We start from the raw sequence: 14,426 nt of genomic DNA, 5'->3' as shown, positions 1-14,426 counted from the left end.
CGGTTTTAGGCAGTTCATTTGGAGACGGATATGTGGGATTTTTCGATGACGCAGGCGCTTGGCCTGATGCGCAAGACAGCACCTTTTGTGCTGTTCCGAGTGATCGTGTATTTTGGCATCTCGGCAGCGTTCATTCTGGCGACGGGCACGGGGGCGGGGATTGGTTGGGGTGTCGGCGCGTTTGGCGATGGCGATTTTCAGATCAATTCGACCTTTTACGGCGGGTTGTTTGGCTTTGCGGCGGCGGCGGGGGTGCTGTTTTTCCTGCGCGACTACATTCTTTACATCGTGAAGGCGGGCCACATCGCGGTGATGGTCGAGATCATGCAGGGCGGGCAGGTGCCGGGCGGGCGCGGGCAGATTGAACACGCGACGGCGGTGGTGAAGGCGCGGTTTGGCGAAGCCTCGGCGCTTTTTGCGCTGGATCGGCTGATCAAAGGCGTGGTCGGGGTGATCACCGGGCTGATCCAAGGCATCCTGAATATCCTACCGATCCCCGGGGTTGATCAGATGATGGGGGTGGTGCGCGCCTATCTGAAAGTCTCGGTCGGGCTGGTCGATGAGGTGATTTTGGCGCATGGGATCAAGACGCGCGCCGAAGATCCTTGGGCCTCGGCGCAGGATGGTTTGGTGCTTTACGCGTAGAACGCCAAGCCCTTGTTGATCAATGCGGCTTGGCTGACCCTGTTCAGCTATGGGCTGTCGTTCGTGGTGTTTCTGGTGATGCTGGCCCCGGCGGCTGTGGTGGTTTATCTGATCCCCGGATCATGGTCGGCGGGCGGATTTGTGTTTGCCATTCTGTTCGCTTGGGCGGTGAAAGCGGCGCTGATTGAGCCGTTTGCGATTGCGTGTCTGTTGCAGGTGTTCTTCGAGGTGACCAAAGGCCAGCAGCCTGATCCGGTTTGGCGGGGCAAATTGGAGGCTGCAACTGTGAAATTCAAAGAGTTGGGCACACGGGCGGCAACTTGGGCGGGTGCCAAATTTAGCGGCACACCCGCAGTCTAACGGGCAACACCCCGTCACAATCTATGCGCGGATGCGATGGGGCGTTGCTCTGTCGGGTCAGATGTGGCAAGACAAAAGAGACGCAATCTAGACTGGTGAGTTTAGCCATATGAGCGATTTTTCTGCCCGCCGCGTGATGATGGTCGACACTCAGGTGCGCCCCTCCGATGTCACAAAATTTCCGATTATCGCAGCGATGCTTGCGGTGCCGCGCGAGGCCTATGTGCCGCACTCAAAATCCGAGGCGGCGTATGTCGGGGAAAACCTTGAGATTGGCGCGGGTCGGGTGATGGTGGAAGCCCGCACTTTGGCCAAGATGCTGGACGCGCTGGACGTGCAACCCACCGATCGCGCTTTGTATATCGCGGGTGGTTTGGGCTATGGCGCTGCGGTGCTGGGGCGGATGCTGGCCTCGGTGGTGATGGTTGAGGCCGATGCGGGGCTGGCGGGTGCGGCGCAGGCGACTTTGGGCGCGGGCAATGTCTCGGTCGTCACGGGACCGCTGGAGGCGGGCTCGGCGGGGTCGTATGATGTGATCCTGATCGAAGGCGGGGTGCAGGATGTGCCCGAGGCCCTGCTCGCGCAGCTCGCCGAAGGCGGTCGGATTGCCGCGATCTTCATGCAGGGCGCGCTGGGATCGGTGAAGATCGGCCATAAGGCTGAGGGTCGGGTGACGTGGCGGTTTTCATTTAACGCCACGGCGCCGATCTTGCCGGGATTTGCCAAGGCTGCGGCCTTTGCGCTGTGAACAATAGACGTGGCGGCCGGACCGGGTCTGGCCGCTGACAACAAGCGCAAAACGCGCAGCTAAATATGAGGTCGTGATGCAGAAGTTCTGGGCAGCAGTGGCGGTGACGGCGGCGATGATGGCGGCCCCCGCCGCACGGTCCGAGACTTTGGCGGATGCGCTGATCTCGGCCTATAAAACCTCGCATTTGCTGGATAAAAATCAGGCGGTGCTGCGGGCTGCGGATGAAAGCGCTGCGGTGGCCTTGGCGCAGCTGCGTCCGGTGATCAGCTTTGCGACGCAGGCGACATGGACCAAGCTGGATTACGCCTTTTCTACCGACCGCTTTGGCACGCGCGGGCCGTTTTATACCGCATCCACCGATGCTTCGGCGCAGCTGAGTGCGACGTTCCTGATCTATGCGGGCGGGCGCGGCAAGATGGCGGTCGATGTGGCGCGGGAAAGTGTGCTGTCGACGCGTGAAGCTTTGGTGAATGTCGAGCAACAAGTGTTGTTGGCCGCGGTTTCGGCCTATGTCGACATGCGCTTGCAGGCGGAAATCGTGGCATTGCGCGAATCCAACGTGCGGCTGATCAGCCAAGAATTGCAGGCGGCAAAAGACCGTTTTGACGTGGGCGAAGTCACGCTGACCGATGTGTCTTTGGCCGAAGCGCGGCGGGCTGCGGCGCAATCGGGTCTGGCTGCGGCGCAAGGCGCGCTGGAAGTGGCGCGCGAGCGCTATAAGGCGGCGATTGGTCATTATCCCGGCAAGCTGGCTGGCCTGCCGAAGCTACCGTTTGCCGCCAAATCGGAAGATGCCGCGCGCGCGATTGCGGTGCGCAACCATCCGGTGATCAAACAGGCCGGGCATGAGGTGAAAATCTCGGACATTCGGGTCAAGATCGCCGAAGCTGCGTTCCTGCCAACGGTCAGCAGCTCTCTCACTGTCAGCGAGGACTGGCAGTCGGGGTCGGGCAATACCGTCGCGGGCGTCAAGTTCAGCGACACGATCTATCAGGGCGGCGAACGCTCGGCTTTGTATCGGCAGGCTCTGGCGGGCAAAGAAGCATCCGCTGCGGCGCAGTTGCAGGCCGTGGTTGATGTGTCCGAAGGGGTCGGCCAAGCATGGTCGAACGTGATGGTGCAGCAGGCCTCAATCCAAGCCGGTGGCTTGCAGGTGACGGCGGCGCAAAAGGCGTTTGACGGCGTGCGCGAGGAAGCCACTTTGGGCGCGCGTACCACTTTGGACGTGCTGAACGCCGAACAGGAATTGCTGAACGCGCGGGCGGCCAAGCTACAATCGGAAGCCAGCCGCTATGTTGGTGTGTATCAACTGCTGTCCACCATGGGGCAGTTGACGGCGGATCAGTTGAACCTTGGCATCACCACCTACGATCCAGAAGCCTATTACAACGCCGTCAAGAAAGCCCCGCTGACCTCGACGCGCGGCAAGCGGCTGGACAAGATTCTGGAGAAAATCGGCAACTGAGCCGTTTCAGATCTGCTTAAGGTGTAAGCGGCCCCTGCCCGGATGCGGTGCGGGGGCCGTTTTCGTTAAACTCGTCGGCAGTCTATCCGCTTGATCGTTCTCGGTAATGCGCCAATTCCTTGTCATGCGTGGCTTCTGTCGCTAGACTGACGATGAATAGCTGAGTTTGAAATGCGTAGGGCGCCGTTGATGTCAGAGCCGTTGAGTTCGACCGAGATTGAGGATGTGTTGTCCTCTATCCGCAGGCTGGTGTCGGATGACATGCGGCCCGCCCCAAAGCTGGCAGTGGCTGCGGGGGATAAACTGATCCTGACCCCGGCGTTGCGGGTGGTGCAGACCGAGGCCGAGCTGCCCGATCCTGTTGCAGCCCCGATGCCTGCCGTTGTGGCCGACCCGCTGCCGATGTTCGTGGCGGTGCCGCGCTCAAACCTGATGAATGCCCCACTTGATACCCCCCGCAGTGGTTTGGGCGATGTTGTGGCCAGCGTAGGTGCTGCGGTCGACGCAAGCCCGGATGATTGGGAAGCGGAAATCGGCGACTCTGCGCCACAGCCGGATATGGCTTTAGCCAATCCATGGTCGTTGCCTGCTGAGGACACTTTGGATGATGCCGAGGCGCTTCTGGCGACGGATAGGCAAGACGCCGCGCTGAATGATCACTTTGAGTATCACGCGGCTGAGACGGCGGCCCCTGCGCAAACTCCGGCTTGGGCGCAAGAAGATGAGATCGCGCAGGACGATGAGGCTGAGGCCGCCGCCGCGCCGCTGCACGGCACGGTAGAGCCTGATCCGGTCTGGGCCGATGCTGCCGAAGCCAGCGTGCTGGCGGCACTCGCCGAGCCGGATGCGGCGGACGACGACTCGTTCGATCAGGCGATGCGGTTTGACGAAGATGTGCTGCGCGAATTGGTGCGCGACATGCTGCGCGAAGAACTTGCGGGCAAAATGGGCGGGCGGATCACCCGGAATATTCGCAAGCTGGTGCGGGCGGAAATCGCACGGGCGCTGGCGGCGCAAGAGTTTGAATAGGCTCAGGTTGAGCAGGCCAAGTTTGAATAGGCTGGGGCTGACCGCAACCCAATGATGCTAAATAAAAAACGCGCCAAAAGGCGCGTTTTTGTATTCTTAAGGCAGAGACGGCTTACGCCGCTTCTGCATGTTCCAGCTCCAGCGCATGACGGCGCTCGGATTCTTCGCGCGACAGCGCAACCGAGGTGCGCACGCCCTTCGAGACAAATTCCATCAGCCCTTTGACCACCCGTTCGTTCGGGTCAATGCCAGAACAGGACAACACTTCGCGGCCATCGCGCGAACGTGCCCAACGGGCGATTTGATCGGGGCCGTTGCCATATTTCTTGTCATCTGCAATGGCATCATCCAAAGCAGCCAAAACCACCGCCGCAAAAAGCTTGCGCGCCCGCTGGCCTTGCTCAAAGTTGAAGGCTGTGCTGTCAACCGTATCCAACATCACATCGTCCTTTTTTCTTGCTCTTGTATTTCCGTAACTTCCGCGCTTGTAACGTTTTGATAACGATTCGGGGGGTCAACTTTCGCATATCTGTCATGCGCTAACAGCATGGCTGTCGAGAGTATCTACCGTATCTAGTCGTCTTGCTTGCAAACGTAACACGCTATATAGGGGGCGCTTCTTTAACTTCAACCTTTTGATAAGGTTTTACCACAAATGCCGAAGATCAACGGAAACGAAATCAAACCGGGCTTCATCATGGAGCATGACGGCGGACTTTGGGCTGCGGTCAAGGTCAACCATGTCAAACCGGGTAAGGGTGGCGCTTTCGCTCAGGTAGAGCTGAAAAACCTGCGCGATGGCCGCAAGTTGAACGAGCGGTTCCGTTCGGAAGACAAGGTTGAAAGGGTCGAGTTGGAGAATAAGGACCAGCAGTTTCTGTATGAGACCGACGGCCGCTTGGTGTTCATGGACTCTGAGACTTACGAGCAAGTTGAAATTGATGCCGAATTGCTGGGCGACCGTCGCCCCTTCTTGCAAGATGGCATGATGGCGACGGTGAACTATTACGGCGAAGAGCCGCTGAACGTCAGCCTGCCGCAGAAGGTGCGCTGCAAGGTGGTCGATACCGAGCCTGTGCAAAAGGGCCAGACCGCGGCGAACAGCTTCAAGCCCGCGATCTTGGACAACGGCGTGCGCATCATGATCCCGCCGTTCATCGGCCCGGATGAAGATATCATCGTGCATACCGAGTTGATGGAATATTCTGAGCGGGCGTAAGGTCTGGCGATTGTTTGGTGAAGGATTTGGGGCCGTCCTTTTGGGGCGGCCTTTTGTTTTGGGGGCTGCGATGGATGTGATTTTGCAAGCGGTGCGGGCGGCGGGCAAGGCGGCGGTGTTGCCGCGATTTCGGACCTTGGGCGCGGATCAGATTTCTCAGAAAACCGATTTTGCCGATCTGGTGACGGTGGCGGATACCGAAGCCGAGGCTTTGATTGGGGCGATTTTGGCAGAAACTTGGCCAGAGGCGCGGGTGCTGGGCGAAGAAGCGGTTGCGGCTGATCCAAGCCTTCGCGCTGCGATGGCGGGTGCGGGGTGGCAGGTGATCGTCGATCCGGTCGATGGCACTTGGAATTTCGCCAAGGGCATCTCGACCTTTGGCATGATCGCGGTGGCGGTGCAGGACGGCGTGGCGCAATATGGGCTGCTGTATGATCCTTTGCTGGATGATTGGGTTGAGGTGAGGGCGGGCGGGCCTGCGCGGTTCGTACAGGCGGATGGGCGGGCGCAGGTGTTGGCGGTGTCTGGGGTCAGCGATCCGGCGCAGATGTGCGGCTTCATTCCGGTGGGGCTGTTTGCGGCGGATCGAAAGCGGGCGGCGGTGCTGGCGGGGTTGTCTTATGGCCGCGTGACCAGTTTGCGCTGTTCGTGCCATGAGTATCGGCTGATGGCGCAGGGGCATGTCGAGTTTGTGATCTCGGGGCCCCAGCCGCATCCGTGGGACCATGCCGCAGGCGTGCTGGCGGTGCAGGCGGCGGGCGGCGTGGCGCGGTTTCTGGATGGCGCCGCGTATGATCTGGCGCGCAGGGCTGGGGTGTTGCTGGTGGCCAATTCGGAAGCGACTTGGAGCCGGGTGGCAACGGATTATGCGGCGTTGGCGGGTTGAGGCTTGGACGCTGGCTGTGGCCTAAGGTGCCTCCGGCGGGGATATTTGAGCACAGAGGATGACCTCAGGGCAGGATTTTATAGCGAGATTTTGGCGCTGCCTGCGGTGAGGTTTTCGGCGCGATCAAAGCGCAGGTAGGCAATGGCGCGGCCTTGGCTTTGCGTGAACAAAGTGCCTGCGGGTTTCTCGCCTTGCAGGATCGGCGTGCCTGCCTGGGCCTCGCCCTCAATGCTGACGGTGATCAGGCCCTTTTTCAGCTCGGTCTTGTGCTTCATCCGGGCGGTGACTTCTTGGCCGACATAGCAGCCTTTGCGGAAATCGACGCCGTGCAGGCGTTCAAAGCCGGATTCCAGCAGGTAGCTGTCGTCGGGGACCAGCTCGATGCCAGTTTCGGGGATGCAATGGGCGACGCGGATGGCGTCCCAGTCGATGCTGGGGGCGCTGCCTGAGGGCCCGTAAGCACGCCAGCCGAGGGCGGGGTGGCGCGGGTCGGGGAGGGCATCCGCTGGGGCCTCACCCAAGCCGCGCGTCACACTCAGTTCGGTGGCCGCAAACTGTACATCGGCGCGCAGGCGGTACATCGAGAGGCGGCGAATTGTGGTCTCGGCAATGCTGTCTTTGATGTCCAACAGCAGGCGGTCGCTTTGCGCCACCAGCAGGAAATCGGCGAGGTACTTGCCTTGCGGTGTCAACAGCGCCGCCCAAACCATGCCATCGCCGCGCGCCAAAGGCAGCACGTCATTGCTGACCATGCCTTGCAGGAAGGTCAGCCGATCCGCCCCGGTGACGGTATAGACGCGACGGTCGGCGGCGGTTTCGCCCAACATAGGTTAGTCCTTGAATTGCAAGCGGTAGAGCCCGGCATAAAGCCCGCCCTGTGCCAGAAGTTGGTCATGTGTGCCGGTTTCCGCAACCCTGCCATGGTCCATCACCACGATTTTGTCGGCATCTCGGACGGTGGCGAGGCGGTGGGCGATCACCAAAGTGGTGCGGCCTTGGCTGCCAAGCGCGAGGGCTTCGGCCACGATGGATTCCGATTGCGCATCCAAGGCCGAGGTGGCCTCATCCAGCAGCAGAACCGGCGCATCCTGCACCAAAGCGCGGGCAATCGCCACGCGCTGACGCTGGCCGCCCGACAGGGCAGAGCCGCGCGGGCCGACCGGGGTATCAACGCCGCGCGCCAGCAAGGCCAGAAAATCCGCGACATGGGCGGCGCGCAGGGCGGCGTCCAGCGCATCGGGCGCGACTATGCGGCCCAAAGCGATGTTCTCTGCCAAAGTCTCATCAAACAGCGCCGAGTCTTGCGTCACGGTGGCAAACAGCGCGCGTTGATCGGCCAAAGCGAGGCCAGAAGCGGCCACACCGCCGATGCGGATGAGGCCACTGGCGGGTTCCAAAAGGCCAGTCAGCAGGTGGAACACCGTACTCTTGCCTGCCCCAGACGAGCCGACCAGCGCTGTGGTCTTGCCCGCCTCGGCGGTGAACGAAAGACCGCGCAGCACGGCTTGGTCGCCATGCGCGAAGCTGACGTCCTCGAAGCGGATTTCCGGCGCCCCGGGGGCGGGCAGCGCAAGGCTGACTGCGGGGCGGGGATAGGCGGGGCGGGCGTCAAACAGCGCGTAGATCCGCTCCAGACTGGCGGAGGCGACTTGCCAGGTGCCAGACATCTCACCCAGGCGGCGCAGCGGTTGGAAGGTCAGCGACATCGCGGTGAAGAACGACATGAAATCGCCGGTGGTGCGCTGGCCCGAGGAAATCTCATCCCCCGCCATCAGCAGCACAGCGAAAAAGCCAAGGCCCGTGACCAGATCAATCATCCCCGGCATCAGGCTGCGCGCGAAGATCGAGCGTACCTCGGCGCGGCGGATCGACTTCAACACCGTGCGGAAGCGCCCGGTTTGGTAATCTTCCATCCGGTTCAGCTTGACCGCATTGATGCCGTGAAAAATCTCGTCCAACCTTGTGGCGCGCTGGCCTGCCTGATCGCGCAACTCATTTGATTTGCGCCGGACATAGCGCTGCAACATCGCGGCGGGCAGGATCAGCAAGGGTGCGCCGATCAGCGCTGCCAGTGTCCAGCGCAGATCAATCGAGACTGCCACGGCCAGCAATGTGATCAGCCCCAAAAGATCGCGGCCAATGCCGGTGACCAAGGCGCTCCAGATGCCTTGCACCGCACCTGTGTCGCCCTGTACGCGCTCGATCAGCACGCCGGGCGGGTTGGTTTGAAAGAACGGCGCATCCAGTGTCAGGATATGGCGCAAAAGGTCGGATTGCATTGCCGCAGAAACCCGCTGCGAGATCGACCAGATCAGCGTGCGCGACACCACCACGGTGAAGGCGCGGGTGGCAAACAGGCCAAAAATCGCAAAGCCGACGCCATAGAGCGCCGCCTCGCCCCCCGGGGTGAACACCACGTCAAACAGCGGTTTCAGCAGGTAAGATAGGCCGCCAAGCGCGCTGCCCTCGATGATCATCAGCAAGAGACACAGCAGGATGCCCCATGTGTGCTGATGGATATAGCTTGACCAAAATCGCCGGAGCAGGCTGGGCCCATGCTGACTGGGATTGGTTTTGGTCAAGACAGGCACTTTCGATTGCGAATGGCTGGTTTGGTCTAGCTTGCGCAGGCGGTGAGGGCAAGCGTAGCTGCGGCTGCGGGCGGGGCGTTGCCGCTGGCGATTGACGCGGCATATCGGTCCGGGTAGCCATGTCAGGTTTGTATTTGGAGCCTGACATGACCCTAGCCAACGGCCGTCCTTACCTTGCCATTCCGGGCCCTTCCGTGATGCCCGACCGGGTGTTGGCCGCGATGCACCGGGCGGCGCCGAACATCTATGAGGGGGCTTTGTATGATCTGGTGGCCTCGCTTTGGCCCGATCTGAAGGCGCTGGCGGGGACCAAAGCTTCGGTTGCGGCCTATATCGGCAATGGCCATGCGGTCTGGGAGGCGGCGAACGCCAATATGTTTTCGCGCGGCGAGAAGGCGTTGGTGCTTGCGACCGGGCAGTTTGGGCTCAGCTGGGCGAATTCGGCGCGGGCGATGGGGATTGATGTGGAAGTGCTGGACTTCGGCAAATCCACACCGGTCGATATGGCGCGGGTAGAGGCGGTTCTGCGGGCGGATAAGGCGGGCCGGATCAAGGCGGTGCTGACGACGCAAGTGGATACGGCCTCGACCATTCGGACGGATGTGGCAGAGTTGCGGGCGGTGATGGACGCTGCCGGGCATGGCGCTCTGCTGGCGGTGGACTGCATCGCGTCTCTGGGGTGCGATGAATATCGGATGGATGATTGGGGTGTCGATGTCACGGTGGCGGCCAGCCAGAAGGGGCTGATGACGCCGCCGGGGATGGGGTTCATCTGGTTCTCGGACAAGGCGCGGGCGATGACGGTGGGGGCGGATTTGCGCACGCCGTATTGGAATTGGGAACCTCGGGCTGATGGTGAGGAGTTCTGGCAGCTTTGGAACGGCACCGCGCCGACGCATCATCTTTATGGGCTGCGCGAGGCTTTGACGATGATTGGCGAGGAGGGGCTGCCTGCGGTCTGGGCGCGGCATGATTGTCTGGCGCGGACGGTTTGGGCGGCGTTTGACTGTTGGGCGGCGGGAAATCCGGCGATCGGGATGAATGTGGCCGATCCTGCGGATCGCGGGCGGTCGGTGACGGCGGCGCGGTTTGGCGCACCCCATGCGACGCGGCTGCGGGAATGGTGCGAGCACCGCGCCGGGGTGACTTTGGGGATCGGGCTTGGCATGGCTCCGAGTTCGGACCCAGCTTATCACGGTTTTCTGCGAGTGGCGCATATGGGGCATGTGAACGCCCATATGACTTTGGGGGCGCTGGCAGTGATGGAGGCCGGGATGATCGCCTTGGATATCCCGCATGGGGGCGGGGCCTTGGCGGCAGCGGCGCGGGTGGTTGCGGCGGGGGCCGGGGTTTGAGGGCTGTCCGCGCGTGGACAGGTTTGTGCGTATGGGATTTCAAGGGGTTAGCCTTGGGTCGTTCACATAGTCTTAACCTTTGCTGGGCGTGGCCTGAACCGGGGGCGGTCTCGGCCCCCATCGAGGGGGCGCTCGACCGCGCTGCCGGAGGGCGGGTTTGCGGCCTTGTGATTGGCATTGATGGAGGCCGCTCCGCGGGGAGTATTTGACAAAGAGCAAATGCTGGCGAGATTGAGGGCTTTGGTTTTATTGTGTCGGGCTGGGCGGCTTTGGGTTTCACGGAAAGCACAGGGGTCGAAAAATGCGGTCGCGGGGCGTGCGGGGCCGCGTTTTTCGATTTCTGAGAATCCTCAACCGCTCTAACCTGTTGGCACGCAAGGGCAGTTGGTGCGATGACTCATGAAGCGGGCGGGATGTTGGATGCGGCCTGCCATTGCGGGGCGGTGCAGTTTCGGCTGCGGCTGAGCGATGGGGTTGCCAGCGCGCGGCGCTGTGATTGTTCGCTGTGTCGGATGCGCGGGGCGGTTGTGGTCTCGGCGCAGGTTGGCGAGATTGTGTTTGTGCAGGGCGAGGAAAATTTGAGCCTTTACCAGTTCAACACCAAGGTGGCGCGGCATTATTTCTGCAAGACCTGCGGCATCTATACCCATCATCAGCGCAGGTCGGACCCCGGACAGTTTGGCGTCAATGTGGCCTGCATTGCGGGGATGTCGCTATTTGATTTCGCTGAGGTTTTGGTGATGAACGGGGTGGCGCACCCTTCGGATGCTGGCGGCGGCGACCGGGTGGCGGGGGTGTTGCGGTTCTCAAAGACCTGAGCGGGTGTTTGAGACGGCGGGGCGGCCTCGGCCGCGCTGCCGGGCGATGGCTGCGGAGCGAGGGGCTTTGACGTCATGGGGGAGCCTCCGGCGGGAGTATTTCTAAGAGAGCAACTCCTGGAGTTGGTTTTTCCGGGCAGCGATACAGGTCTTCAACTGTCAGGCTGGCGGCGTATCTGGGAGCCTGCAGAGAGAGGCAAGTTCTGGTGAAAAGCTATATCATCTGTGGCACGCCGCGCAGTGGCAGCACGTTGCTGTGTGATGTGTTGGCGGCGACGAAAGCGGCGGGCGCGCCGGATTCGTTTTTTATGCGCGATGTGGACCCGGTTTGGGCACGGGCTTGGGACTTGCCGGAGCGTAGTGATCTGAGCGACGCGGCTTATGGTGCGGCGTATTTGGCCGCTGCGATCAAGGCGGGTTCGGGGCAGACCGGAGTGTTTGGCTTGCGGTTGATGCGGGAGAATCTGGGCGACGTGGCGCGGATGATTGGCGCGGTTTATCCGGGGCTGGCTTCGGACCGCGCACGGCTGCGGGCGGCGTTTGGCGAGGTGCTGTTTGTGCATCTGAGCCGTGCGGACAAGCTGGCGCAGGCGGTGTCCTTGATCAAAGCCGAGCAGAGCGGGTTGTGGCATATCGGGCCGGATGGGTCGGAGGCGGAGCGGCTGTCGCCGCCGCAAAAGCCTCGGTATGATTTCGCGCGGATCAGGGCGGTGGTGGCGGAGTTGCAGGCGCTCGATGCGGCTTGGTTGCACTGGTTTGCAGCGCAGGGCATTGCGCCGTTGCGGATTTCCTATGACAGCCTCGCTGCCGATCCGGTGGCAGAGGTGGCGCGGATTTGTGCGGCTTTGGGCGTGGTGGAGCCTGTCGCGGCCAGTTTGCGACCGGGGGTAGCGAAACTGGCGGATGCGGTGAGTACGGACTGGATGCGGCAGTATCGGCTGGATCTGGCGGCGCAGGGCTAGCACAGGTTTATGGTGCTGGGGGAATGGTATTCTAATGCAGTGTTTGCGGAGATGTGCGCCTCCGGCGGGGATATTTAAGCCAATGTGAAAGCCGGAAGTGCATTGGATGATCGGATATGGTTGTTCTACATCAGTATCTTGTTGCCAGAAACTCATCTATTACATGAAGAAATCACGGCTGCTCTATCGCATCGGGTGTGGTGCGGTTGCGCTCGGTCAGCGTGATGTAAAGCGCGCAGGCGATCAGCACGGCGACGCCGAGGAAGGTCAGGGAATCGGGGAAATCGCCGAAGAAATACCAGCCGACGACGGTGGCGACCACCATCTCAGTATAAGCCAATGGGGCGAGCAGCGAGGCCTGCGCACATCAGCCATTGGCCGGGCGTTGGAGTGTGCCAGATGAAGGGCATCGCGAGGCTGAGAAACACCGCACCCACCGCATTGGTTTGGAAGGTGGTGACCATGGCGGGGGCGCGGCCCGAGATGTGGCGGGTCATCACGAAATAGATCGCAAGGAAGGTGCCTGCGGCGAGGGCCAACAGGCTGCCGGGATTGAGGGCGACAAAGCCGGGGCGGATGATGATCAAGGTGCCCGCAAAGCCCACGGCGACGGCGGCCCAGCGGTTGCGCGGCACGGCTTCTTTCAGCACCAGTGCCGACAGCACCGTAACCACCAGCGGCTGCACGAAGAAGATCGCCAGCGCATCGGCGATCGGCAGGAATTTCAGCGATAGAAAGAAGCAGAAGGTGGCGAGGATCAGGAAGGTGGCGCGCAATCCGTGATAGACTGGGCGGTCGGGGATCAGGCCTTTTGGGCCGCGATGGCTGAGCGCGAAGGGCAGGGCCACCAGCGCGCCGACGCTGAGCCGGGCCCAGACTATTTGCAGCACCGGCACGCCTTGCTGGCCGAGGAACTTGGCGAACACGTCGATGAAAGGCAGGCTGGCCATCGCCCCCAGCATGAAGGCAACGCCAATCAGCGGCGCGGTGGGCGGGCGGGGCATGGTCTGGCGTCCTGCAGCGGATTGCCCGGAGGGGCGTTTGGTTCTGTCTAGGGGCGCGGGCTGCGGCGGTCCAGCCTGTTTGCGACATTCTGCCGGGGATGGGCTTGGGTTGAGACTATAGGTTCCGGTTGTGGCGGATGGCTGTTGTGCTACGGTTTCGGGCGGTCTGCTTAAAAATCACGCGGATTTGCGGATGGAGCCCGGTTGCGGGGAGTTTCGGCCTTCACCCTGCCGGGGGCGCTGCTATGATAGGGTGAAATTGCAATGCAGGCCCGTCATGCCCTCCGCTACGTCAAATGCCGCGCGCCGCCCCGTTGTCGGGATCATCGGCAACGCCCATACCATGAATGAGCGCTATGAGGTGCATGCCGCCGGGCATATCAACTCGGAAGCGGTGGCGGAGGTGGCGGGCTGTGTGCCGCTTATCGTGCCGGCTGATCCTAGGTTTGTCTCGGTCGCTGATCTGATGGCGGTCTGTGATGGATTTTTGTTGACCGGCGGGCGGCCCAATGTGCATCCCGATGAATATGGCGAGCCGGAAACCCCGGCGCATGGCGCCTTTGACCGCGGGCGTGATGCGATCACGTTGCCGCTGATCCGGGCTTGTGTGGAAAGTGGCCAGCCGTTTTTGGGTGTGTGCCGGGGGTTTCAAGAGGTCAATGTGGCGATGGGCGGCTCGCTTTACCCCGAGATCCGCGATCTGCCGGGGCGGTTGAACCACCGGATGCCGCCGGATGGCACGATGGAGGAGGTGTTCGCGCACCGCCATGTGGTGAAATTCACCGAAGGCGGGGTGTTTGCGCGGCTGATGGGGGCGTCTGAGGTGATGACCAATACGCTGCACGGGCAGGGTGTGGCGCGGGTGGGCGGCCGGATTGTGATTGACGGCGTGGCACCGGATGGCACGCCGGAGGCTTTGTATGTGCAGGGCGCGCCGGGGTTTACGCTGTCGGTGCAGTGGCACCCGGAGTGGAATGCGGCGAATGATCCGGTGTCGCGGCCGTTGTTCACCGCGTTTGGTGATGCGGTGCGGGCTTGGGCGGTGCGCGTTTAGGGATTTTTAACCAAAGCGCGGCAGGATGTTTGCATGTCCGCTTTGCCCCCGATCAGTCCTCAGCAATTTTTCTTGGAGCTGTTTGGCTCTCAAGCTGCGATGAGTGGCGCGATTGTCCGGCGTAAGGTTCGGGATGTCGAGCGTTACATTGGACGTGAGGCATTTCTGAGCGAAGCCAAGCGGCGGGGATTTCCGGTGGTAGAAAATGCCGGGCAGTTTGTGATTTTCTGCAACAATGAACCGATCCGGCGTTTAACGTAGGCGATTTTCGCGCGAAAATCGTGCCG

Annotated in this window: 17 protein-coding genes; 12 read left to right on the top strand and 5 right to left on the bottom strand. The window is 61.7% G+C overall.

Annotation, left to right across the window (positions count from 1 at the left end; genetic code table 11):
• Window positions 1-30: 30 nt before the first annotated feature.
• The 5 genes from AKV04_RS26830 to AKV04_RS00995 all read left to right on the top strand — a co-directional run bounded on the left by AKV04_RS26830 (window position 31) and on the right by AKV04_RS00995 (window position 4,250).
• A complete protein-coding gene (locus tag AKV04_RS26830) occupies window positions 31-645 on the top strand; it encodes a hypothetical protein (protein WP_235815495.1) in 615 nt (204 codons plus the stop codon).
• 12 nt (window positions 646-657) lie between these two features.
• Window positions 658-1,005: a hypothetical protein gene (locus AKV04_RS26825; protein WP_235815494.1), complete on the top strand. Its 348-nt coding sequence runs from the start codon at window positions 658-660 to the stop codon at window positions 1,003-1,005.
• 109 nt (window positions 1,006-1,114) lie between these two features.
• Window positions 1,115-1,753 (top strand): protein-L-isoaspartate O-methyltransferase family protein, encoded by a 639-nt coding sequence (locus tag AKV04_RS01005; protein WP_054004615.1) that lies wholly within the window; start codon window positions 1,115-1,117, stop codon window positions 1,751-1,753.
• 76 nt (window positions 1,754-1,829) lie between these two features.
• Window positions 1,830-3,221, top strand: coding sequence for a TolC family outer membrane protein (locus tag AKV04_RS01000; RefSeq protein WP_054004614.1), 1,392 nt, complete (start codon window positions 1,830-1,832; stop codon window positions 3,219-3,221).
• Between the two features lie 189 nt (window positions 3,222-3,410).
• Entirely contained in the window at window positions 3,411-4,250 is an 840-nt protein-coding gene (locus tag AKV04_RS00995) for a hypothetical protein (RefSeq protein ID WP_054004613.1), read from the top strand.
• A 112-nt stretch (window positions 4,251-4,362) separates the two neighbouring features.
• Here AKV04_RS00995 and AKV04_RS00990 read toward each other — a convergent pair whose 3' ends face one another.
• Window positions 4,363-4,689 (bottom strand): DUF6280 family protein, encoded by a 327-nt coding sequence (locus AKV04_RS00990; RefSeq protein ID WP_054004612.1) that lies wholly within the window; start codon window positions 4,687-4,689, stop codon window positions 4,363-4,365.
• A 216-nt stretch (window positions 4,690-4,905) separates the two neighbouring features.
• On the opposite strand from AKV04_RS00990, the gene efp reads away from it, so the two are divergent.
• Both efp and AKV04_RS00980 read left to right on the top strand, forming a co-directional pair.
• Window positions 4,906-5,469: an elongation factor P gene (gene efp, locus AKV04_RS00985; protein WP_054004611.1), complete on the top strand. Its 564-nt coding sequence runs from the start codon at window positions 4,906-4,908 to the stop codon at window positions 5,467-5,469.
• Between the two features lie 70 nt (window positions 5,470-5,539).
• Window positions 5,540-6,355, top strand: a complete 816-nt coding sequence (locus tag AKV04_RS00980; RefSeq protein WP_054004719.1) for an inositol monophosphatase family protein — start codon at window positions 5,540-5,542, stop codon at window positions 6,353-6,355.
• 77 nt (window positions 6,356-6,432) lie between these two features.
• Here the strand turns inward: AKV04_RS00980 and ygfZ are convergent, their stop codons facing one another.
• Window positions 6,433-7,182 (bottom strand): CAF17-like 4Fe-4S cluster assembly/insertion protein YgfZ, encoded by a 750-nt coding sequence (gene ygfZ, locus AKV04_RS00975; RefSeq protein ID WP_054004610.1) that lies wholly within the window; start codon window positions 7,180-7,182, stop codon window positions 6,433-6,435.
• 3 nt (window positions 7,183-7,185) lie between these two features.
• A complete protein-coding gene (locus tag AKV04_RS00970) occupies window positions 7,186-8,937 on the bottom strand; it encodes an ABC transporter ATP-binding protein (protein WP_054004609.1) in 1,752 nt (583 codons plus the stop codon).
• A 155-nt stretch (window positions 8,938-9,092) separates the two neighbouring features.
• Here AKV04_RS00970 and AKV04_RS00965 point away from each other — a divergent pair, with 155 nt between their 5' ends.
• The 3 genes from AKV04_RS00965 to AKV04_RS00955 all read left to right on the top strand — a co-directional run bounded on the left by AKV04_RS00965 (window position 9,093) and on the right by AKV04_RS00955 (window position 12,081).
• Window positions 9,093-10,301, top strand: coding sequence for a pyridoxal-phosphate-dependent aminotransferase family protein (locus tag AKV04_RS00965; protein WP_054004718.1), 1,209 nt, complete (start codon window positions 9,093-9,095; stop codon window positions 10,299-10,301).
• Between the two features lie 392 nt (window positions 10,302-10,693).
• Window positions 10,694-11,119 (top strand): GFA family protein, encoded by a 426-nt coding sequence (locus AKV04_RS00960; protein ID WP_054004608.1) that lies wholly within the window; start codon window positions 10,694-10,696, stop codon window positions 11,117-11,119.
• A 206-nt stretch (window positions 11,120-11,325) separates the two neighbouring features.
• Window positions 11,326-12,081, top strand: coding sequence for a Stf0 family sulfotransferase (locus tag AKV04_RS00955; protein WP_235815493.1), 756 nt, complete (start codon window positions 11,326-11,328; stop codon window positions 12,079-12,081).
• Between the two features lie 172 nt (window positions 12,082-12,253).
• Here AKV04_RS00955 and AKV04_RS25940 read toward each other — a convergent pair whose 3' ends face one another.
• Window positions 12,254-12,406: a hypothetical protein gene (locus tag AKV04_RS25940; protein ID WP_162232812.1), complete on the bottom strand. Its 153-nt coding sequence runs from the start codon at window positions 12,404-12,406 to the stop codon at window positions 12,254-12,256.
• Between the two features lies 1 nt (window position 12,407).
• Complete coding sequence (locus AKV04_RS00950) at window positions 12,408-13,085, bottom strand: DMT family transporter (RefSeq protein WP_054004606.1); 678 nt, start codon at window positions 13,083-13,085, stop codon at window positions 12,408-12,410.
• A gap of 277 nt (window positions 13,086-13,362) precedes the next feature.
• On the opposite strand from AKV04_RS00950, the gene AKV04_RS00945 reads away from it, so the two are divergent.
• Both AKV04_RS00945 and AKV04_RS00940 read left to right on the top strand, forming a co-directional pair.
• Window positions 13,363-14,139, top strand: coding sequence for a gamma-glutamyl-gamma-aminobutyrate hydrolase family protein (locus AKV04_RS00945; protein ID WP_054004605.1), 777 nt, complete (start codon window positions 13,363-13,365; stop codon window positions 14,137-14,139).
• A gap of 33 nt (window positions 14,140-14,172) precedes the next feature.
• On the top strand, window positions 14,173-14,400 hold the full coding sequence (locus tag AKV04_RS00940; protein ID WP_054004604.1) for a hypothetical protein: 228 nt from the start codon (window positions 14,173-14,175) through the stop codon (window positions 14,398-14,400).
• Window positions 14,401-14,426 lie beyond the last annotated feature (26 nt).

This window comes from Cypionkella psychrotolerans, from assembly GCF_001294535.1.
In the GTDB taxonomy this organism is placed as follows: Bacteria; Pseudomonadota; Alphaproteobacteria; order Rhodobacterales; family Rhodobacteraceae; genus Cypionkella; species Cypionkella psychrotolerans.
This window is presented reverse-complemented; position numbering and strand designations above follow the sequence as displayed.

Excerpts from the sequence above, each read along its gene's own strand:
- AKV04_RS00960 (WP_054004608.1), top strand. The coding sequence starts at position 10,694 with ATGACTCATGAAGCGGGCGGGATGTTGGATGCGGCCTGCCATTGCGGG.
- AKV04_RS00980 (WP_054004719.1), top strand. The coding sequence starts at position 5,540 with ATGGATGTGATTTTGCAAGCGGTGCGGGCGGCGGGCAAGGCGGCGGTG.
- AKV04_RS00995 (WP_054004613.1), top strand. The coding sequence starts at position 3,411 with ATGTCAGAGCCGTTGAGTTCGACCGAGATTGAGGATGTGTTGTCCTCT.
- AKV04_RS26830 (WP_235815495.1), top strand. The coding sequence starts at position 31 with ATGTGGGATTTTTCGATGACGCAGGCGCTTGGCCTGATGCGCAAGACA.
- AKV04_RS01000 (WP_054004614.1), top strand. The coding sequence starts at position 1,830 with ATGCAGAAGTTCTGGGCAGCAGTGGCGGTGACGGCGGCGATGATGGCG.
- AKV04_RS00950 (WP_054004606.1), bottom strand. The coding sequence starts at position 13,085 with ATGCCCCGCCCGCCCACCGCGCCGCTGATTGGCGTTGCCTTCATGCTG.
- AKV04_RS00940 (WP_054004604.1), top strand. The coding sequence starts at position 14,173 with ATGTCCGCTTTGCCCCCGATCAGTCCTCAGCAATTTTTCTTGGAGCTG.
- AKV04_RS01005 (WP_054004615.1), top strand. The coding sequence starts at position 1,115 with ATGAGCGATTTTTCTGCCCGCCGCGTGATGATGGTCGACACTCAGGTG.
- ygfZ (WP_054004610.1), bottom strand. The coding sequence starts at position 7,182 with ATGTTGGGCGAAACCGCCGCCGACCGTCGCGTCTATACCGTCACCGGG.
- AKV04_RS00990 (WP_054004612.1), bottom strand. The coding sequence starts at position 4,689 with ATGTTGGATACGGTTGACAGCACAGCCTTCAACTTTGAGCAAGGCCAG.
- AKV04_RS00965 (WP_054004718.1), top strand. The coding sequence starts at position 9,093 with ATGACCCTAGCCAACGGCCGTCCTTACCTTGCCATTCCGGGCCCTTCC.
- AKV04_RS25940 (WP_162232812.1), bottom strand. The coding sequence starts at position 12,406 with ATGGTGGTCGCCACCGTCGTCGGCTGGTATTTCTTCGGCGATTTCCCC.
- efp (WP_054004611.1), top strand. The coding sequence starts at position 4,906 with ATGCCGAAGATCAACGGAAACGAAATCAAACCGGGCTTCATCATGGAG.
- AKV04_RS00945 (WP_054004605.1), top strand. The coding sequence starts at position 13,363 with ATGCCCTCCGCTACGTCAAATGCCGCGCGCCGCCCCGTTGTCGGGATC.